19 protein-coding genes are annotated in these 15,459 nt (G+C 72.9%); 3 read left to right on the forward strand and 16 right to left on the reverse strand.

The window, feature by feature from the left end; translation table 11 throughout:
• Positions 1-108 precede the first annotated feature (108 nt).
• The 13 genes from BN6_RS39175 to BN6_RS39240 all read right to left on the reverse strand — a co-directional run bounded on the left by BN6_RS39175 (position 109) and on the right by BN6_RS39240 (position 11,572).
• A complete protein-coding gene (locus tag BN6_RS39175; RefSeq protein WP_041319461.1) occupies positions 109-1,074 on the reverse strand; it encodes a lysophospholipid acyltransferase family protein in 966 nt (321 codons plus the stop codon).
• A 20-nt stretch (positions 1,075-1,094) separates the two neighbouring features.
• A complete protein-coding gene (locus BN6_RS39180) occupies positions 1,095-2,132 on the reverse strand; it encodes an NAD-dependent epimerase/dehydratase family protein (protein WP_015105421.1) in 1,038 nt (345 codons plus the stop codon).
• Between the two features lie 223 nt (positions 2,133-2,355).
• Positions 2,356-2,457: a 30S ribosomal protein bS22 gene (locus BN6_RS44675; RefSeq protein ID WP_015105422.1), complete on the reverse strand. Its 102-nt coding sequence runs from the start codon at positions 2,455-2,457 to the stop codon at positions 2,356-2,358.
• Between the two features lie 124 nt (positions 2,458-2,581).
• The gene (locus BN6_RS39185; protein ID WP_015105423.1) at positions 2,582-2,791 is read right to left on the reverse strand and encodes a helix-turn-helix domain-containing protein; all 210 of its coding nucleotides are present in this window, start codon (positions 2,789-2,791) and stop codon (positions 2,582-2,584) included.
• A gap of 120 nt (positions 2,792-2,911) precedes the next feature.
• Positions 2,912-3,724 (reverse strand): pyrroline-5-carboxylate reductase, encoded by an 813-nt coding sequence (gene proC, locus BN6_RS39190; protein ID WP_015105424.1) that lies wholly within the window; start codon positions 3,722-3,724, stop codon positions 2,912-2,914.
• 51 nt (positions 3,725-3,775) lie between these two features.
• The gene (locus BN6_RS39195) at positions 3,776-4,582 is read right to left on the reverse strand and encodes a thioesterase family protein (protein WP_015105425.1); all 807 of its coding nucleotides are present in this window, start codon (positions 4,580-4,582) and stop codon (positions 3,776-3,778) included.
• A gap of 8 nt (positions 4,583-4,590) precedes the next feature.
• On the reverse strand, positions 4,591-5,511 hold the full coding sequence (locus tag BN6_RS39200; protein ID WP_015105426.1) for a proline dehydrogenase family protein: 921 nt from the start codon (positions 5,509-5,511) through the stop codon (positions 4,591-4,593).
• Between the two features lie 40 nt (positions 5,512-5,551).
• Positions 5,552-6,337 (reverse strand): sugar phosphate isomerase/epimerase family protein, encoded by a 786-nt coding sequence (locus BN6_RS39205; RefSeq protein WP_015105427.1) that lies wholly within the window; start codon positions 6,335-6,337, stop codon positions 5,552-5,554.
• The gene (locus tag BN6_RS48295; protein ID WP_015105428.1) at positions 6,334-7,734 is read right to left on the reverse strand and encodes a hypothetical protein; all 1,401 of its coding nucleotides are present in this window, start codon (positions 7,732-7,734) and stop codon (positions 6,334-6,336) included. Before BN6_RS48295 ends, BN6_RS39205 begins: the two co-directional genes overlap by 4 nt.
• A complete protein-coding gene (locus tag BN6_RS39225; protein WP_015105429.1) occupies positions 7,734-8,756 on the reverse strand; it encodes a Ppx/GppA phosphatase family protein in 1,023 nt (340 codons plus the stop codon). Before BN6_RS39225 ends, BN6_RS48295 begins: the two co-directional genes overlap by 1 nt.
• Positions 8,757-8,783: 27 nt before the next feature.
• The gene (locus BN6_RS39230) at positions 8,784-9,464 is read right to left on the reverse strand and encodes a response regulator transcription factor (protein WP_015105430.1); all 681 of its coding nucleotides are present in this window, start codon (positions 9,462-9,464) and stop codon (positions 8,784-8,786) included.
• Positions 9,461-10,654, reverse strand: a complete 1,194-nt coding sequence (locus BN6_RS39235; protein WP_015105431.1) for a sensor histidine kinase — start codon at positions 10,652-10,654, stop codon at positions 9,461-9,463. Before BN6_RS39235 ends, BN6_RS39230 begins: the two co-directional genes overlap by 4 nt.
• Positions 10,655-10,762: 108 nt before the next feature.
• Complete coding sequence (locus tag BN6_RS39240; RefSeq protein ID WP_015105432.1) at positions 10,763-11,572, reverse strand: oxidoreductase; 810 nt, start codon at positions 11,570-11,572, stop codon at positions 10,763-10,765.
• 67 nt (positions 11,573-11,639) lie between these two features.
• Between BN6_RS39240 and BN6_RS39245 the strand changes: the two genes are divergently transcribed.
• On the forward strand, positions 11,640-12,269 hold the full coding sequence (locus tag BN6_RS39245; protein WP_015105433.1) for a helix-turn-helix domain-containing protein: 630 nt from the start codon (positions 11,640-11,642) through the stop codon (positions 12,267-12,269).
• A 52-nt stretch (positions 12,270-12,321) separates the two neighbouring features.
• On the opposite strand, the gene BN6_RS39250 is transcribed toward BN6_RS39245, so the two are convergent.
• Positions 12,322-13,068: a phosphoglyceromutase gene (locus BN6_RS39250; RefSeq protein WP_015105434.1), complete on the reverse strand. Its 747-nt coding sequence runs from the start codon at positions 13,066-13,068 to the stop codon at positions 12,322-12,324.
• A 150-nt stretch (positions 13,069-13,218) separates the two neighbouring features.
• Entirely contained in the window at positions 13,219-13,776 is a 558-nt protein-coding gene (locus BN6_RS39255; RefSeq protein ID WP_015105435.1) for a CGNR zinc finger domain-containing protein, read from the reverse strand.
• 21 nt (positions 13,777-13,797) lie between these two features.
• Between BN6_RS39255 and BN6_RS39260 the strand changes: the two genes are divergently transcribed.
• Complete coding sequence (locus BN6_RS39260) at positions 13,798-14,193, forward strand: RidA family protein (RefSeq protein WP_015105436.1); 396 nt, start codon at positions 13,798-13,800, stop codon at positions 14,191-14,193.
• Positions 14,194-14,251: 58 nt separating this feature from the next.
• On the opposite strand, the gene BN6_RS39265 is transcribed toward BN6_RS39260, so the two are convergent.
• Positions 14,252-14,443: a hypothetical protein gene (locus tag BN6_RS39265; protein WP_041315622.1), complete on the reverse strand. Its 192-nt coding sequence runs from the start codon at positions 14,441-14,443 to the stop codon at positions 14,252-14,254.
• Between the two features lie 296 nt (positions 14,444-14,739).
• On the opposite strand from BN6_RS39265, the gene BN6_RS39270 reads away from it, so the two are divergent.
• Complete coding sequence (locus tag BN6_RS39270) at positions 14,740-15,396, forward strand: GNAT family N-acetyltransferase (protein ID WP_015105438.1); 657 nt, start codon at positions 14,740-14,742, stop codon at positions 15,394-15,396.
• Positions 15,397-15,459: the final 63 nt, after the last annotated feature.

Consider the following 15,459-nt stretch of genomic DNA (forward strand, 5'->3'; position numbering starts at 1 on the left):
TTCGACGTCCAGCGCGCCTCTCAGAGCCGTCTCCAGGGCAGCCAGGCCCGTCGTGGGGGTGGCGCGCACGACCTTGGGGTCAGGGCCGGCTCGCCGGCGTCACGCGCCTCAGCCCAGGAAGACGTTCCGGCGTTGGGTGAGCAGGCGGTAGAGGGTCTGCTGGATGGTCTCGCGGACCTGGTCGGTCAGGTTGAACACCAGCATCGGGTCGTCCGCCGCGTGCTCGCCGTGCACGTCGGTCCGGATCGGCTCGCCGAACTCGATGTACCACTTGGACGGCAGCGGGATCGCGCCGAGCGGGCCCAGCAGCGGGAACAGCGGGGTCACCGGGAAGTAGGGGAAGCCGAACAGCCTGGCCAGGGGCTTGATGTCGCCGATCTTCGGGTAGATCTCCTCCGCGCCCACGATCGAGCACGGGATGATCGGCACCCCGGTGTTCAGCGCCGCCGAGACGAACCCGCCGCGGCCGAACCGCTGGAGCTTGTACCGGTCCTTGAACGGCTTGCCGATGCCCTTGAAGCCCTCCGGCCACACGCCCACCAGCTCGCCCGAGCGCAGCAGCCGCTCGGCGTCGGGGTTGCAGGCCAGGGTCTGGCCGGACTTGCGGGCCAGCGCGCCCAGCACCGGCGTCTTGAACACCAGGTCCGCGCCCAGCATCCGCAGGTGCCGGCGGGCCGGGTGGTCCGCGCGCACCGCGTACGCCGTCATGGTCGCGTCCAGCGGCAACGTGCCCGAGTGGTTGGCCACGATCAGCGCGCCGCCCTCGGCCGGCACGTTGTGCAGGCCGATGGTCTCCACCCGGAACCACTTCTCGTACAGCGGCTTGAGCGGCGGCATCAGGACGTTGTCGGTCAGGTCGGGGTCGAAGCCGAACTCGTCGACCTCGTAGTCGCCCTGGAGCCGGCGCCGGGCGAACGACAGCAGGCCCGCCAGCCGGCGCTCCCAGTCCGGTGACGGGGCAGGCTCCGGCGGGACGGGCTCCGGCGGGACGGGTGGCGCGGCGGACACCGGACCGCGTCGCCGGGACGCGTCCCGGTCCGGGGCGTGCAGCGGGATGACCCGTGCCTCTGCCACATGCACCTCCTCGGCGGGGTTCACCGGAGTCGGGCCGCCGCGTCGAGCACGCCGCGCTCGACCGACGACACCAGGTCGGGATCGATCAGCGGCCGCATCCCCCGGCCGCTGACGTAGTCGTCGAACGCCTGCTGCGTGGTCCACCGGGGGGTGAACCCGAACTCGCGCCGCAGCAGACCGGTGTCCACCACACGGCCCCAGTTCAGGAACCGCATCTGGTCCGGCGAGAAGTCCACCAGCCGGGCGCCGCGGAACAGCCTGCCCACGGTCGGCACCGCCGCGCTCGGCACCGGCAGCGGCAGCTTGCCCGCCCGGCGGATCGCCTGCGACAACAGCAGTACCCCGTCGCCGCCGACGTTGAACACGCCCGGCAGGTCGTGCAGGGCCGCGCGCTCCAGCACGGCCAGCGCGTCCTCGGAGTGCAGCAGCTGCACGCGGGCGTCGTAGCCCATGATCGTCGGCACCACCGGCAGGGCGAAGTACCTGGTCAGCACGGTGTCGATGCGCGGGCCGATGAAGTTGGTGAAGCGCAGGGCGGTGACGTCGACGTCGGGCCGGCGGCGGGCGAACCCGCGCACGTAGCCCTCGACCTCGACGGCGTCCTTCGCGTAGCCGCTGGAGGGCAGGTCCTTGGGCCCCATGTCCTCGGTGAACACCGCCGGGTCGCGCGAGGAGGACCCGTACACCGCGCTGGTCGACTTCACCACGAGCTTGCGCACGTGCGGCGACTTCTGGCACGCCGCCAGCAGCTGCATGGTGCCGATGACGTTCATCTCCTTCATCGCCGCGCGACCGGTGGGCCCGGCCGGGTTGGCGGTCACCGAGACGTGCACGACGGTGTCGACGTGCGCGGCGGCGATGACCTTGGCGATGAGCGGGTTGCGGATGTCGGCCCGGACGAACTCGGCCCGGCCCATCCGGCGCAGCAGGTCGCGCGGCGGCGGCTCGGTGTCCACGCCGAGCACCCGGTCCACGTCGGGGTTGGCGGCGAACCGCGCGGCGAGGTGGCCGCCGAGGAAGCGGCTGCAACCGGTGACGAGTACGACCTTGGGCGCCATGCGACTCCGTGCGTGGGGTGCGGTGCGACGACGTGGATGCTACCCACGCAGTCACCAGACCTGATCGTCGCGCGTGTGCGGTCCTGGTGCGGGTCGCCGCGCCGTTCACCCGGACGGCCACTCGAACCACAGCGGAGAACGCCCGGCGGAACCCGCCCCGGGCGGTGAAAAAAGCAGGCGCCGACCCCCGCGGACGGGGATCGGCGCCGGGAAACCCGTAGGCCTACTTGCCGCGCTTGCGACGCTGGACGCGGGTCTTGCGCAGCAGCTTGCGGTGCTTCTTCTTCGACATGCGCTTGCGGCGCTTCTTGATGACCGAGCCCATGCGGGTCCCTCACTCACTAGACGATGGCGGTTCTCCACGCGCCGGTGGAGACACCCATCAGGTAGGGCGCGCCGACACCAGGCACGAACGGCCTGTCAGTTTACCCGGCGGCCGGCGCGGGCCCTCACCCGGCGTCGAAGTACGCGTTCCTCAGGTACTCGTGCACCGCCTTCTCGGGCACCCGGAACGACTTGCCCACGCGCACGGCGGTGAGCTCGCCCGAGTGCACCAGCCGGTACACCGTCATCTTCGACACCCGCATCACCAGCGCCACCTCGGCGACGGTCAGGAACTTGACCTGGACCAAGGGCGCTCGATCGTTGTCCTCCGGCATGGTTCACCGTGTCCTTCGACACGCGTCGTGCCGTCAGCTTCCCCACCGACGGTTCGACACGCACGTGCTCCCCTGAGAGTAACGGGACTCGTGGGACTGGTGCGACGGCCAATGGCGGTATCACTCCGCCTCGTGGGCCTGCCCCAGCTCCACCGAACGGTCGCGAGCGGCCTCGATGGCCGCCAGCAGGGCCGCCCGGACGCCGTGCCGCTCCAGCTCCCGGATGGCCATGATGGTGGTCCCGGCGGGCGAGGTGACCGCCTCGCGCAGGATCACCGGGTGCTGGTCGCCCTGGTTGAGCATCTGGGCCGCGCCGACGGCGGACTGGATGATCAGGGTCGCGGCCAGCTCGCGCGGGATGCCCAGCAGGATCCCGGCGTCGATCATGGCCTCGACCAGGAAGAAGAAGTACGCCGGGCCGGAGCCGGACAGCGCGGTGACGGCGTCCTGCTGGTTCTCCGGGACGCGGGCGACCTTGCCGACCGTGCCGAGCAGCTCCTCGACCAGGTCGAGGTGCCCGGACCCGGCGAACCGCCCGGCCGAGATGGCGCTCATCGCCTCGCCGACCAGCATCGGCGTGTTCGGCATGACCCGGACCACGGGGGTGCCCTCGGGCAGCCGGCGCTCGTAGAGCGACGTGGGCAGGCCGGCGCACAGCGACACGATCAGCGCGCCGGGCCGCAGCACCGGCGCGAGCTCGTCCAGCAGGGGTTCGATGTCCTGCGGCTTGACCGCGACCACCAGCACGTCGGCGAGCTGCGCGGCCGACGCCACGTCCACGCCCTTCACGCCGTACCGCTCGCTGAGCGCGGCGGAGCGCTCCGGGTGCTTCTCGGTGAACACCAACTCGTCGGCCGGCCGCCCGCCCTGCAACAGGCCGGACAGCAGCGCCTCCCCGATCTTCCCCGCCCCGAGCACCGCGATCGTCGTCATGCGCCAAGCCTGCCACGGCTGCGCCGTTCGGCCGACGCCACCCGACGGGGGTCAGCCGGCGGGGGTCAGCGCCAACTGGCGGGCCTGGCAGACCAGCCGGCCGGCCGAGTCGATCACCACGGCGTCCTCGTCGAACCACTGGCCGTGCACCGCGCTGCACGACACCTGCACGCGCAGCCACCCGGACGCCGGCGCGGCCCGCAGCAACGCCGTGAGCTGCACGGTCGGCGACCAGCCGAACCGGCCCAGGTTGAACGTGACGGGCATCGAGATGTCACCGGCGACCAGCGCGAAGTACGGGTCCGGGCGCTCGCCGAGGGGCCGCACCCACAGCCGCAGCACCAGCGGGTCGCCGGAGCGCCCGGTCAGGAAGCCCGCGCCCTGCTTGTCCAGCCGCACGTCGCACACCGAGCCGAGCTTGTAGACCCCGCCCGGCCCCAGCGAGGCCAGGTCGACGGCGTCCGCCGGCGGCACCGCGGGCACGTCGGGCAGGTCGGCGTAGTCCGGGGTCTGCGCCGGGATGCGCCCCACCGTCACGGTCGACTCGACGCACGCCCGGCCGCGCTGCTCCAGGGTGGAGGTCACCACGGTCGCGGTCCGCCCGGCCTTGCGGACCTCGGTGCGCAGCAGCACCGGGCCCACCTCCGGCGCGCGCAGGAACTGGGCGCTGACCGCCAGCGGGGAGAGCTCCTCCGTCCCGGGCATCGCGCCGCCGGCCGCGTGGACGGCCGCCCGCGCCGCGAGGGCGAGCAGGAACCCGCCGTGCGGCTTGGGACCGATGGTCCACTCCGCCGGCAGGGTCGCGGTGTACGTGCCATCGCCGAGCGGACGGACGGCACTGGCTACCGAGAACGACACGGGGCTCCTCACGAGCGGCTGACCAGCGAACGCAGGAAGAACGCCACAGCGGCCGGGCGTTCGGCCAGCCTCCGCATCAGGTACCCGTACCACTGCTCCCCGAAGGGCACGTAGACCCGCACCACGTGGCCCTCGGCCGCCAGTCGCGCCTGTTCGGCGGGGCGGATGCCGTACAGCATCTGGAACTCGAACGAGTCCGGCGCGCGGTCGTGCCACCGGGCGCGCTCGGCGACGATCTCCACCAGCCGCGGGTCGTGCGTGGCGAACATCGGGTAGCCGGAGCCGGCCAGCAGGGCGTTCGCGCAGCGCACGTAGTTCAGGTCGACCTCGTGCGGGTCGCTGAACGCCACGGAGGCGGGCTCGGCGTACGCGCCCTTGCACAACCGCACCCGGGCCCCTTCGAGGGCGTGGCAGTCCTCCAGGGTGCGCCGCAGGTACGCCTGGAGGACCGCGCCGGTCGCCGGCCAGGCGCGGCGCACCTCCGCCAGCACGCGCAGCGTGGAGTCGGTGGTGGTGTGGTCCTCCATGTCGAGCGTGACGGTCGTGCCGCACTGCTCGGCCGCGGCGCAGATCCGCGACGCGTTGTCCAGCGCCAGCCGCTCGTCCAGGGCCTGCCCGACGGCGGAGAGCTTCACGCTCACCTCGGCGTCGCAGGCCAGGCCGGTCTCGTGCAGCTGGTCCAGCAGCGCCAGGTAGGCCCGCACGGTCCGCTCGGCGACGGTCCGGTCCGAGGTGTCCTCGCCCAGGTAGTCCAGGGTGACCCGGAGGCCGTGCTCGACCAGGTCGGCGGTCGCGTCGACGGCCGAGGCGACCGTCTCGCCGGCCACGAACCGGCGCACCACGTCCCGGCTGACCGGGGCGGTCGCGACGGCCCGCCGCACCGCATCGTTGCCCGCGGCGGCGAGGATCAACGTGCGCAACGGATTCACGATCAAGACCCTAGTCGCTGCTTGACGGGAAAGCAGCGGGTCAGAGGTGCAGCCGGGCGAACCGCAGGGACTCGGCGAGCAGTTCCCGGCGCTCGGCGGCTGTCCGCGCTTTGCGGGTGTTGACCTCCAGCACAACCTGCCCGGAGAAGCCCGAACGGACCAGCCACTGGCACAGTTCGGCGCAGGGCTCGCTACCCCGTCCGGGGATCAGGTGCTCGTCCTTCGGCAGGCCCGTCCCGTCCGCCAGGTGGACGTGGGAGAGCCCGTCGCCCATCCGCTTGGCCAGTTCCATGGTGTCCACGTGCGCGGCGGAGGCGTGCGACACGTCGAGGGTGTAGTTGCGGTGGCCGACGTCGGTCGGGTCGATCGACGGCCGGAACGCCGTCACCTGCACGGACCGGCCGCGGCCGAGCGGGCGGCGGACCGGGAACATGTTCTCCACCGCGATCGCCACGCCGGAGCCGTCCTCCAGCTCGGCGACCAGGTCGGCGAAGCCGTCGGCGTACTTGCGCTGCCAGACGAACGGCGGGTGCACCACGACCGTGCGCGCTTCGAGGTCCTGCGCGGCCTGGACGCTGCGGCGCAGCCGCTCCACCGGGTCCGGCGACCAGACCCGCTGGCTGATCAGCAGGCACGGCGCGTGCACCGCGAGCACCGGCACCTCGAGCCCGTCCGACAGCCGGCGCACGGCCCGCACGTCCTGGCTGACCGGGTCGGCCCACACCATGACCTCGACACCGTCGTACCCCAGCTCGGCGGCCGCCTGGAACGCGGCACCGGCGGGCTGCGGCCACACGGCCGCTGTCGACAGTCCTACCGGGATCAAGACTTCACCAGCAGCATCGCCGCCGGTGAGACCGTCACGATCAGACCGACCAGCACGGCCAGGATGGTGGTCTGGAGGTCGTCGGCGCGGCGGATCCGGCGGACCAGCATGACCAGCCCGACGGTGACCGCGAGCGCCACCACCAGCGCGGCGGGCGCGAGCGTGCGCCACAGGAAGCTGAAGCCCAGCCACAGCGCCGCGCCGCCGACCACGCCGATCGCCAGCTGGCCGATCATGACCAGCCACTCCTTGCCCGGCGACCGCTCGACGGGCTCCTCCGGGTCGGCGTCCACGTCGGCCAGCCCGGCGGGCTCGTCGTCGAAGTCCGCCGGGTCGAAGTCGGCCCGCGCGGGACGGCGGTGGTCGTCGTCCTGGTCGTCCTCCTCCTCGTCGAGGTCGACGTAGGGGTGGAACTGGGTGCTCTCCGGCTCGGCCGGGCGCGGCTCGTCCTCGTCGTCGCCGAACCAGTCCTCGGCGGACTGGTCGGGCAGCGGGTCGGGCAGCGTGGCCGGCGCGGGCGGCACGATCAGCACCGACTCGGTGGGCAGCGACTCCAGCGGCACGTTCGGCGTGAGCTTGTCGGTGATCCGCGGCAGCACCTCGGTGACCGGGTCGCGGACCGGCGGGCCGGGGCGCACCAGGTTGGCCCGGGACGCCTCGGCGGGCGGCGGTGTCGGCGGCCCGGCCGGCGGGATGTTCGGCTTGGGGTGGCTGCCCGAGAGCTGGTTGGGCGGCCCGGGGTTCGGCGGCGCCAGGTTCGGCGGGGCCAGGTTCGGCGGGGTCAGATTCGGCGGGGCCAGATTCGTCTGGGTGAGATCGGCCTGGCCGAGGTTCGACCGGGACGCCTCACCCGCGAAGTCGTAGTCGTCCGGGAAGTCGTCGGTGATCGGCGGGACCTGGCGGGTCTCCTCCGCCGCGCTGGGCGCGGGCGGCGCGGGCGGCCTGCCGGCCTGCGGGTCGAGCCGGGCGCGCGGGTCCGGGCGGCCCGGCGGCTCGACCCGGCCGGGCGGCGGCTGCGGCACGTCGAGGCGCGCGCCGGGCGGGTGGTCCGGGCGGCCCGCGCCCGGCTGGACCGCGGGCAGCGCCGGCTCGGGCCGGACGGGCTGCTGGTAGGCGGTGCGCTCCGGCTCGGTCGGCCGCGCGCGCTGCGGCAGCGGCGGACCGGCGGGCACCGGCGGCGGGCCGGGCGGCGGCGCGGCGGGCTCGTCGCGGATCGGCAGCAGCCGGCCGCTGTCGGAGTTGACCCGGTCGATGATCGCCTGCGGAGCGGTGTCCGAGGCGTCCTCGGCACGACGGCGTCGCCGACGCGGCGCGACCTCGCCGGAGCCCGCGCCGTACTGGGCGAGCAACTCCGCGACCGTGCGCTGGGTCTGCTCCGACTCGCTCTCTCGACTCATCAACTCCACCGTGCCCCGTGGCGGCCAGTCCGTCCAGTGTCACCCGGCCGACGGGTGCGGGCCGTGGGGATCTCCCGCGCTTCGCCGTTGTCCGGGCCGTTAGTGTGGTCCAGCCGACGCAGGATGACACCTTCCCGCAGCGCCCAGGGGCAGATCTCCAGCTCTCCGAGTGACAGGGCTCGCATGGTGGCCTCGGCCACCAGGGCCCCCGCGACGAGCTGGTGCGCGCGGCTCGGGCTGACACCCTCCAGCTCCGCCAGGTCGTGCGCGGACATCCGCGAGACGAACGCCGTGAGCTGCCCCAGCCCGGCGTGGGTGAGCACCCGGCGGGCCCTCGGTCCGGCCGACGACGGGGCGGCCCCGGTCAGCCGGGCCAGCGTGCGGAACGTCTTGGACGTCGCGACCACCCGATCGGGTGAACCGGCGCGGCGGAGCTTCTTGGCCACCGGCGCGAGCTGGTCGTCCAGCCACTCGGTGGTCTCCCGGATCTCCGAGCGGCTCGGCGGGTCGTGCTTGAACCTGGTCCGGGTCAGCCGGCCCGCGCCCAGCGGGACCGAGAACGCCTCCTCGGGCTCCTCGTCCACGCCGACCGCGAGCTCCAGCGAACCGCCGCCGATGTCCAGGCAGAGCAGCCGCCCGGCCGACCACCCGTACCAGCGGCGCACCGCCAGGAACGTGTAGCGGGCCTCGTCCTCGCCGGAGAGGACCTTGAGCTCCACCCCGGTCTCGGTGCGGACCCGGTCGAGCACCTCGGCCGAGTTGCCCGCCTCGCGGACCGCCGACGTGGCGAACGCCATCAGGTCCGCGCAGCCCAGCCGGGCCGCGGAGGCCTTGGTCGCCGCGACGGTCCGGACCAGCTGGTCGGCCCCCGCCTTGGTGAGCAGGCCGTCCCCGTCGAGCTGCTCGGCCAGCCGCAGGACGGACTTCTCCGAGCTCATCGGCGTCGGGTGGGCACCCCGATGAGCGTCCACCACCAAGAGGTGGACGGTGTTGGACCCGACATCAAGCACCCCTAGGCGCACGGCGTGCACCGTACCCGGTCGGCGGGGTCAGGACTCGAACTTGTAGCCCAGTCCGCGCACCGTCACCAGGTGCCGCGGCGTGGACGGGTCGGGCTCGATCTTCGACCGCAGCCGCTTGACGTGCACGTCCAGCGTTTTGGTGTCGCCGACGTAGTCCGCGCCCCAGACCCGGTCGATGAGCTGCCCCCGGGTGAGCACGCGACCGACGTTGCGCAGCAGGTACTCCAGCAGGTCGAACTCCTTCAGCGGCAGGTTGACCTCGCCGCCGTCGACCGTGACGACGTGCCGCTCGACGTCCATCCGGACCGGGCCCGCCTCCAGGACCTGCGGCAACAGCTCCTCGTTCTCGCCGCCGCGGCGCAGCACGGCGCGGATCCGGGCGATCAGCTCGCGGGCCGAGTAGGGCTTGGTGACGTAGTCGTCGGCGCCCAGTTCGAGGCCCACGACCTTGTCGATCTCGCTGTCCCGGGCAGTGACCATGATCACTGGGACGGCCGAGCGGGCGCGCAGCTGCTTGCACACGTCGGTGCCGCTCATGCCGGGCAGCATCAGGTCCAGCAGCACGATGTCCGCGCCGTTGCGGTCGAACTCCTCCAGCGCCTCCTGGCCGGTGGCCGCGAGCGCCGCGGTGAAGCCCTCCTTGCGCAGCAGGAAGGCGAGCGGATCGGCGAAGGACTCCTCGTCCTCCACGATGAGCACCCTGGTCACAGCTCTCCTCCGAGTTTGCCCGCGCTGGTCGGCACAGGGACAGCGAGTTCCGGTCTGGGCAGGTCGGCGGTGCGCTCGTCCCGGTCGGGGTGTGCCGGGATGCGCAGCGTGAACGTGGAGCCGGTGCCCGGGAGGCTCCACAGCTTGACCTCGCCGCCGTGGTTGGCGGCGACGTGCTTGACGATCGCGAGCCCGAGGCCGGTGCCCCCGGTGGCCCGGGACCGGGCCTTGTCGACGCGGTAGAACCGCTCGAAGACGCGGGCCTGCTGGTCCTCGGCGATGCCGATGCCCCGGTCGGTGACCGCGATCTCGACGAAGCCCGCGACCAGCCGCCTGCTCACCGAGACCGGGCTGCCCGGCGGCGAGTAGGCCACGGCGTTGTCCAGCAGGTTGCTCAGCGCGGTCACCAGCAGGGTCCGGTCGCCCTCGACCTCCAGCCCGCTGGGGTCGTCGGTGGCGATGCCGATGCCGGCCGACTCGGCGGCGAGCTTCGAGCGGCTCATCGCCTCGTCGATCACCACGTCGACGCCCACCCGGTTGAGCTCGGGCAGCTTCTCCGCGCCCTGCAGCCGGGACAGCGCGATCAGCTCGGTGACCAGGGTGCCCAGCCGGGTGGCCTCCTGCATGATCTTGGCGCTGAACCGGCGGACCTCCTCCTGGTCGTCCGACGCGTCCAGGACGGCCTCGGCGAGCAGCGCGAGCGCGCCCACCGGGGTCTTGAGCTCGTGGCTGACGTTGGCGACGAAGTCCCGCCGGGTGGCTTCCAGCCGGACCGCCTCGGACTCGTCCGAGGCGTCCACCACCACGAAGCCGTCGGTGATCACCTTGACCTGGGCGTGCACCGCTTCCGGCTGACGGCCCTTGACCTCCAGGGAGGACAGGTCGACGTCGACCACCTCGCCGGTCTCCCGGGCGAGTTCGGCCGCGCGCCGGGCGCGGTCGTCGACCCGGTTGTTGCGCACGACGCCGAGTTCCTCGGCGCGCGGGTTGTGCAGCACGACGTCCCCGAAGACGTTCAGGACGACGATGCCGTCGTGGGCGGACTGGACGACCATCCCCATCAGGTCGGCGACGGTGAGGCCGGCGGGCCGTTCGCTGCGCGGGCGCGCGGTGGCCCGCCCGACGAAGAAGGCCGCGCCGCCGATCAGCAGAACGCCGATCGACAGGAGGAGGTAACCCGTTGCGGTCACGGACGCATCGTAAGCAGGTCAGGGCGGGTGCGGCCTAGCCCGCACGCGTGGTTCGTGACACCTGCGACACCGACTGGCAATGATGTTTTCCCCCAGGACGGCTCTAGTTCACCCAATCGTGTCCAACCGGGACACGTCCTGTTCCGACAGGCGCAGTCGCGCCGACGCCAGGTTCTCTTCCAGGTGTCGCAGGGACGACGTTCCGGGGATCGGCAACACGTTCGGTGCGCGCTGCAACAACCACGCCAGAGCCACCTGCCGGGCGGTCGCGCCATTACTTTCCGCAACCTGCTCCAACGCTTTGTGCTGAACCGGCGAAAAGCCGCCCAACGGGAAGAACGGGACGTACGCGACCTGCGCCGCGGTGGTGAGGTCGAGCACGTCCGAATCGGCCCGGTCGGCGATGTTGAACAGGTTCTGCACGCACACGACGGGGGCGATCGCCTGCGCCTCCCTGATGTGCCGCGGGCCGACGTTGCTCAGGCCCAGCTCGCCGATCAGCCCCTCCTCGCGGAGTTCGGCGAGCGCGGTGAACGGCTCCTCGACCGAGCCCGCGTCCCGGCCGGCGATGCGCAGGTTGACCACGTCCAGCCGGTCGACGCCCAGCGCGCGCAGGTTGTCGTGGACGGCCTCGCGCAGCTCGTCGCGGCTGACGGCCACCACCCAGCCCGCGTCGGGCGTGCGGCGGACGCCGACCTTGGTGACGACGGTCAGCCCGTCGTAGGGGTGCAGCGCCGCGCGGATCAGCTCGTTGACCACGCGCGGGCCGTAGAAGTCGCTGGTGTCGACGTGGTCCACCCCCAGCTCCACGGCACGCCGCAGGACGGCCTTCGCGTTCTCCGGGTCGGCGGGCGGGCCGAAGACGCCGCGGCCCGCGAGCTGCATCGCGCCGTAGCCGATGCGGTTGAGGTTCAGCATGCCCACGACTCTGGTCACGCGCCCTCCCCGACGCTCGGATTGGCCGGATGCTGCCATGCTCGACGGCATGGAGAGCGTGGTCGTGGTGCGCGGCGAGGCGGAGCTGTTCGCCCGCGCGGCGCACCTGTTCGAGGCGGCGACCGAGGAGCTGGCGTGCGCGGCGAACGCGCTGCGCACGTGGATGGGCACGCACCCGACGACGATGCCCGAGCGGACGCCGAAGAAGGTCCGCAAGCTGTTCCGGCTGAGCACCATGCTCGAACCCCGCTGGGCCGAGCACGCGCGGATCATGGCCTCGCACGGCGCGCAGGTGCGCGTGTGCGCCCACGAGGTGAACGAGACGATCCTGCTGGACGGGCGGGTCGCGATCGTCGCCGGCGACACGTCGCACGGGCTGCGCAGCTACACCGTGATCACCCGGCCCGAGCTGGTGCACGGGGTGGCCTCGCTGTTCGAGGCGGCCTGGCGCGGCGGGACGGACCTGGCCGTGCACGACGCCGAGATGTCGGAGCTGCGGCCGGTGGTGCCGGCGGTGCTGGAGGCGTTGAACGAGGGCTGGACCGACGAGACGGCGGCCCGTGCGCTCGGGATGTCCCTGCGCACGTACCGCCGCCGCGTCGCCGATCTGATGACCGCGCTGGGCGCGTCCTCCCGGTTCCAGGCCGGGGCGCGCGCCCGTGAGCTGGGCCTGGTCTAGCGGCCCCGGTCTGGTTACCCCGGTTCAGCTGCCCCGGTCTGGCTGCCCCGGTCTAGCGGCCCTGGTTGGCGACGGCCTTGATGGCATCGGCCGCCGCGTCCGGGTCCAGGTAGGTGCCGCCCGGGTTGAGGGGCCGCAGCTCCTCGTCCAGGTCGTAGCGCAGCGGGATGCCGGTGGGGATGTTCAGGCCCGCGATGGCCTCGTCGGACACGCCGTCGAGGTGCTTCACCAGCGCCCGCAGCGAGTTGCCGTGCGCGGCGACCAGGACCGTCCTGCCCTCGCGCAGGTCCGGCACGATCGCGCTCTCCCAGTAGGGGATCATCCGCTTCACGACGTCGAGCAGGCACTCGGTCAGCGGCAGGTCCGGGCCGAGGTCGGCGTAGCGCGGGTCGGTGTCCTGGCTGAACTCCGAGCCGGGCTCGATGGGCGGCGGCGGGGTGTCGTACGAGCGCCGCCAGAGCATGAACTGCTCCTCGCCGAACTCCTCCAGCGTCTGCTTCTTGTTCTTGCCCTGCAACGCGCCGTAGTGGCGTTCGTTGAGCCGCCAGTCGCGGCGCACCGGGATCCAGTGGCGGTCGGCCGAGTCCAGCGCCAGGTTGGCGGTGGTGATGGCGCGCCGCATCAGCGACGTGTGCACCACGTCGGGCAGCAGGTTCGCCTCGCGCAGCAGCACACCGCCGCGCGTCGCCTCCCGCACGCCCTTCTCCGACAGGGGGACGTCCACCCAGCCGGTGAACAGGTTCTCCGCGTTCCAGACGCTCTCGCCGTGGCGGAGCAGCACGAGGGTTCCGACAGCCATGCGGCAAGCCTGCCAGATGAGCCCGACCGGGTCGCATCGGCTGTGACAGGGGACGCTGGATCGTTGCAGTCGACCTTGGTCCAACTGGAGGTCCTGGCGGTCCCGGCGGGTCCGGTCGCCGGCGGTCTGGTCGCCAGGCGGGTCCGGTCGCTAGGCGGGTCCGCGCGCGTTGCGCTTCTTGGCCCGGTCGCCGCAGCGCTGCATCGAGCACCACCGGCGCCGGCCGGGGCGGGACGCGTCGACGAACAGCAGCCCGCAGTCCTCCGCCGCGCACACCCTGATCCGGTCGCGCAGCGGCGAGGCCAGCAGGTCGATCGCGTCACGGGCCAACGTGGACAGTGCCTGCCGGACGGTCCCCCTGCCCAGCACCGCCTCGCCGTTGTCGAGCCGGGGTACGAGCGGGGCGTGGGCGGCGGCCGCGTTGATCACCGCGATGTCCGCTTCGGCGGGCGGATCTCCTTGCGCCGCACCACGTGCGACGTTCGTCAGCGCGGTCCGCAGCGGGCGCAGCTCGCCGAAGTCCGCGTCCACCGCGTCGAGTTCGACGTCCAGCAGCGCGCCCACGTACCGGGCGACGTCGGCGGGGCCGTGCAGCAACTCCCAGACCGCGTAAGGACCTTCGCCGCCGGTGTGGGTGAAGTCCAGGCAGGGCCGCCCGGTGCGGAACCGGCGGCGCTCGGCGACGGGAACCCGTTGACTCGTCGACATGGCACCACTATAACTGGTGCCATGTCGACCGTCACCCACCTCACCCCGCCGACCCTGCACACCAACCCCGCCTTCACCCAGGCGGTCAAGGTCGAGGGCCCCGGCACCCTGCTGTTCATCGGCGGCCAGAACGGCGTCGACGCCGAAGGCTCCGTGGTCGGCGACGACGCCGGCGCGCAGTCCGCGCGAGCGCTGGACAACGTGCGACTGGCCGTCGAAGCGGCCGGCGGCACCCTCGCCGACGTGATCAAGCTGACGATCCTGATCACCGACCGGTCCGCGATCGGCCCCGGCTTCGGCGCGTTCCAGCGGCTCTGGGGCGACCGGCCCAACCCGCCCGCGATCACCGTGCAGATCGTCTCCGGCCTGGCCAACCCGGCGTACCTGGTCGAGGTCGAGGCGGTCGCGGCCTTCTGAGGACGCCGAAAGGCCCCCGACCGCCGGTCGGGGGCCTTTCGGGTGCTGTCGGGCGTGATCAGCCGCCGAGGCTGCCGAGGCCGCCGAGGCCGAGCAGGTTGGTGACCGGCTGGACCAGGCTGAACGGGCCGCTGGACGTCACCGGGCTGGTGAGGCCGGACACCGGGACCGCGCCGGCGGCCGGTGCGGTGACGACGATGGCGGCGGCGGTCGCGGCGGTCGCGGCGGCGATCTTGCCGAGGGTGCGCATATGAGCTCCGAACCAATGGGGGGTGTTGCCGAACAACCGACGATGCTGGCGGCTCACCCGCCCGACCCGCGACCCGAAACCACCGGATCAACCCGTACGTGTGACGTCGGACCACCCTTCCGCGCACCACCCGCCTCGGACCGGCCTCCGGGACGAGGACGACGGGAGACCGCCCGAAGCTCGCCGGGACCCGCGCACGCGAACCGTTGGCGGAGAACGGTTCCCAGCACCATCCCGACCGTCGCCATCGACGGGACGGTCCACGGGACGGCCGGTGGGCGTGGCAGGATCGCGGTGTGATCGATTCCTGGACCCCGGCGGACGTGTCGCGAACCGGCCAGGTCGTCGCCGACTGGGTGTGGGGCTGGGCGTTGTCCCGGGGCACCCCGGATCCCGTCACCGAGCCCGACGGCTACCGCGTCGACGTCGGGCTGCCCGAGCACCGGGTGCGCTACGTCCTGCCGGACCCGGCTTCGGTCGGCCCGCGTGCCGCCGCCCTCACCGAACCCGGCACCTGGCTGAAGGTCTGCGGTCCGGTCGGGCGGGTGCGGTCCGCACTGGGCTCCCGGTGGACGATCCGCGAACCGGAGTACCTGATGAGCACCGGGTTGGGGACGCGGCCGCCCACCACCCCGCCGGCCCCCTACACCGTGGAACTGCACAGCACCGGCGACGTGCACGACGTCGTCGTCACCACCGGCAAAGGGTGGGCGGCGAAAGGACGGGTCGCGGTGCGCGGCCCCGCCGCCGTCATGGACATGGTGGAAACCGATCCCGCGCACCGCAGGCGCGGTCTCGGCAGCGTCGTCATGTCCGAGCTGTCACGGGTGGCCGCGTCCCGCGGCGCGGTGTGCGGCGTGCTGGTCGCGACCGAGGAAGGTCTTGCGCTGTACGGAAAGCTCGGGTGGACGGTCGACTCCCCGATCACCGCGGCACACCTCGCGACGCGGTAGCCGGTTCCGCACGTTCCCGACCGACCCCGGCAGTCGACCGCTGCCGGGGCCTTCGCCGGTCGC

This window comes from Saccharothrix espanaensis DSM 44229 (genome assembly GCF_000328705.1).
In the GTDB taxonomy this organism is placed as follows: Bacteria; Actinomycetota; Actinomycetes; order Mycobacteriales; family Pseudonocardiaceae; genus Actinosynnema; species Actinosynnema espanaense.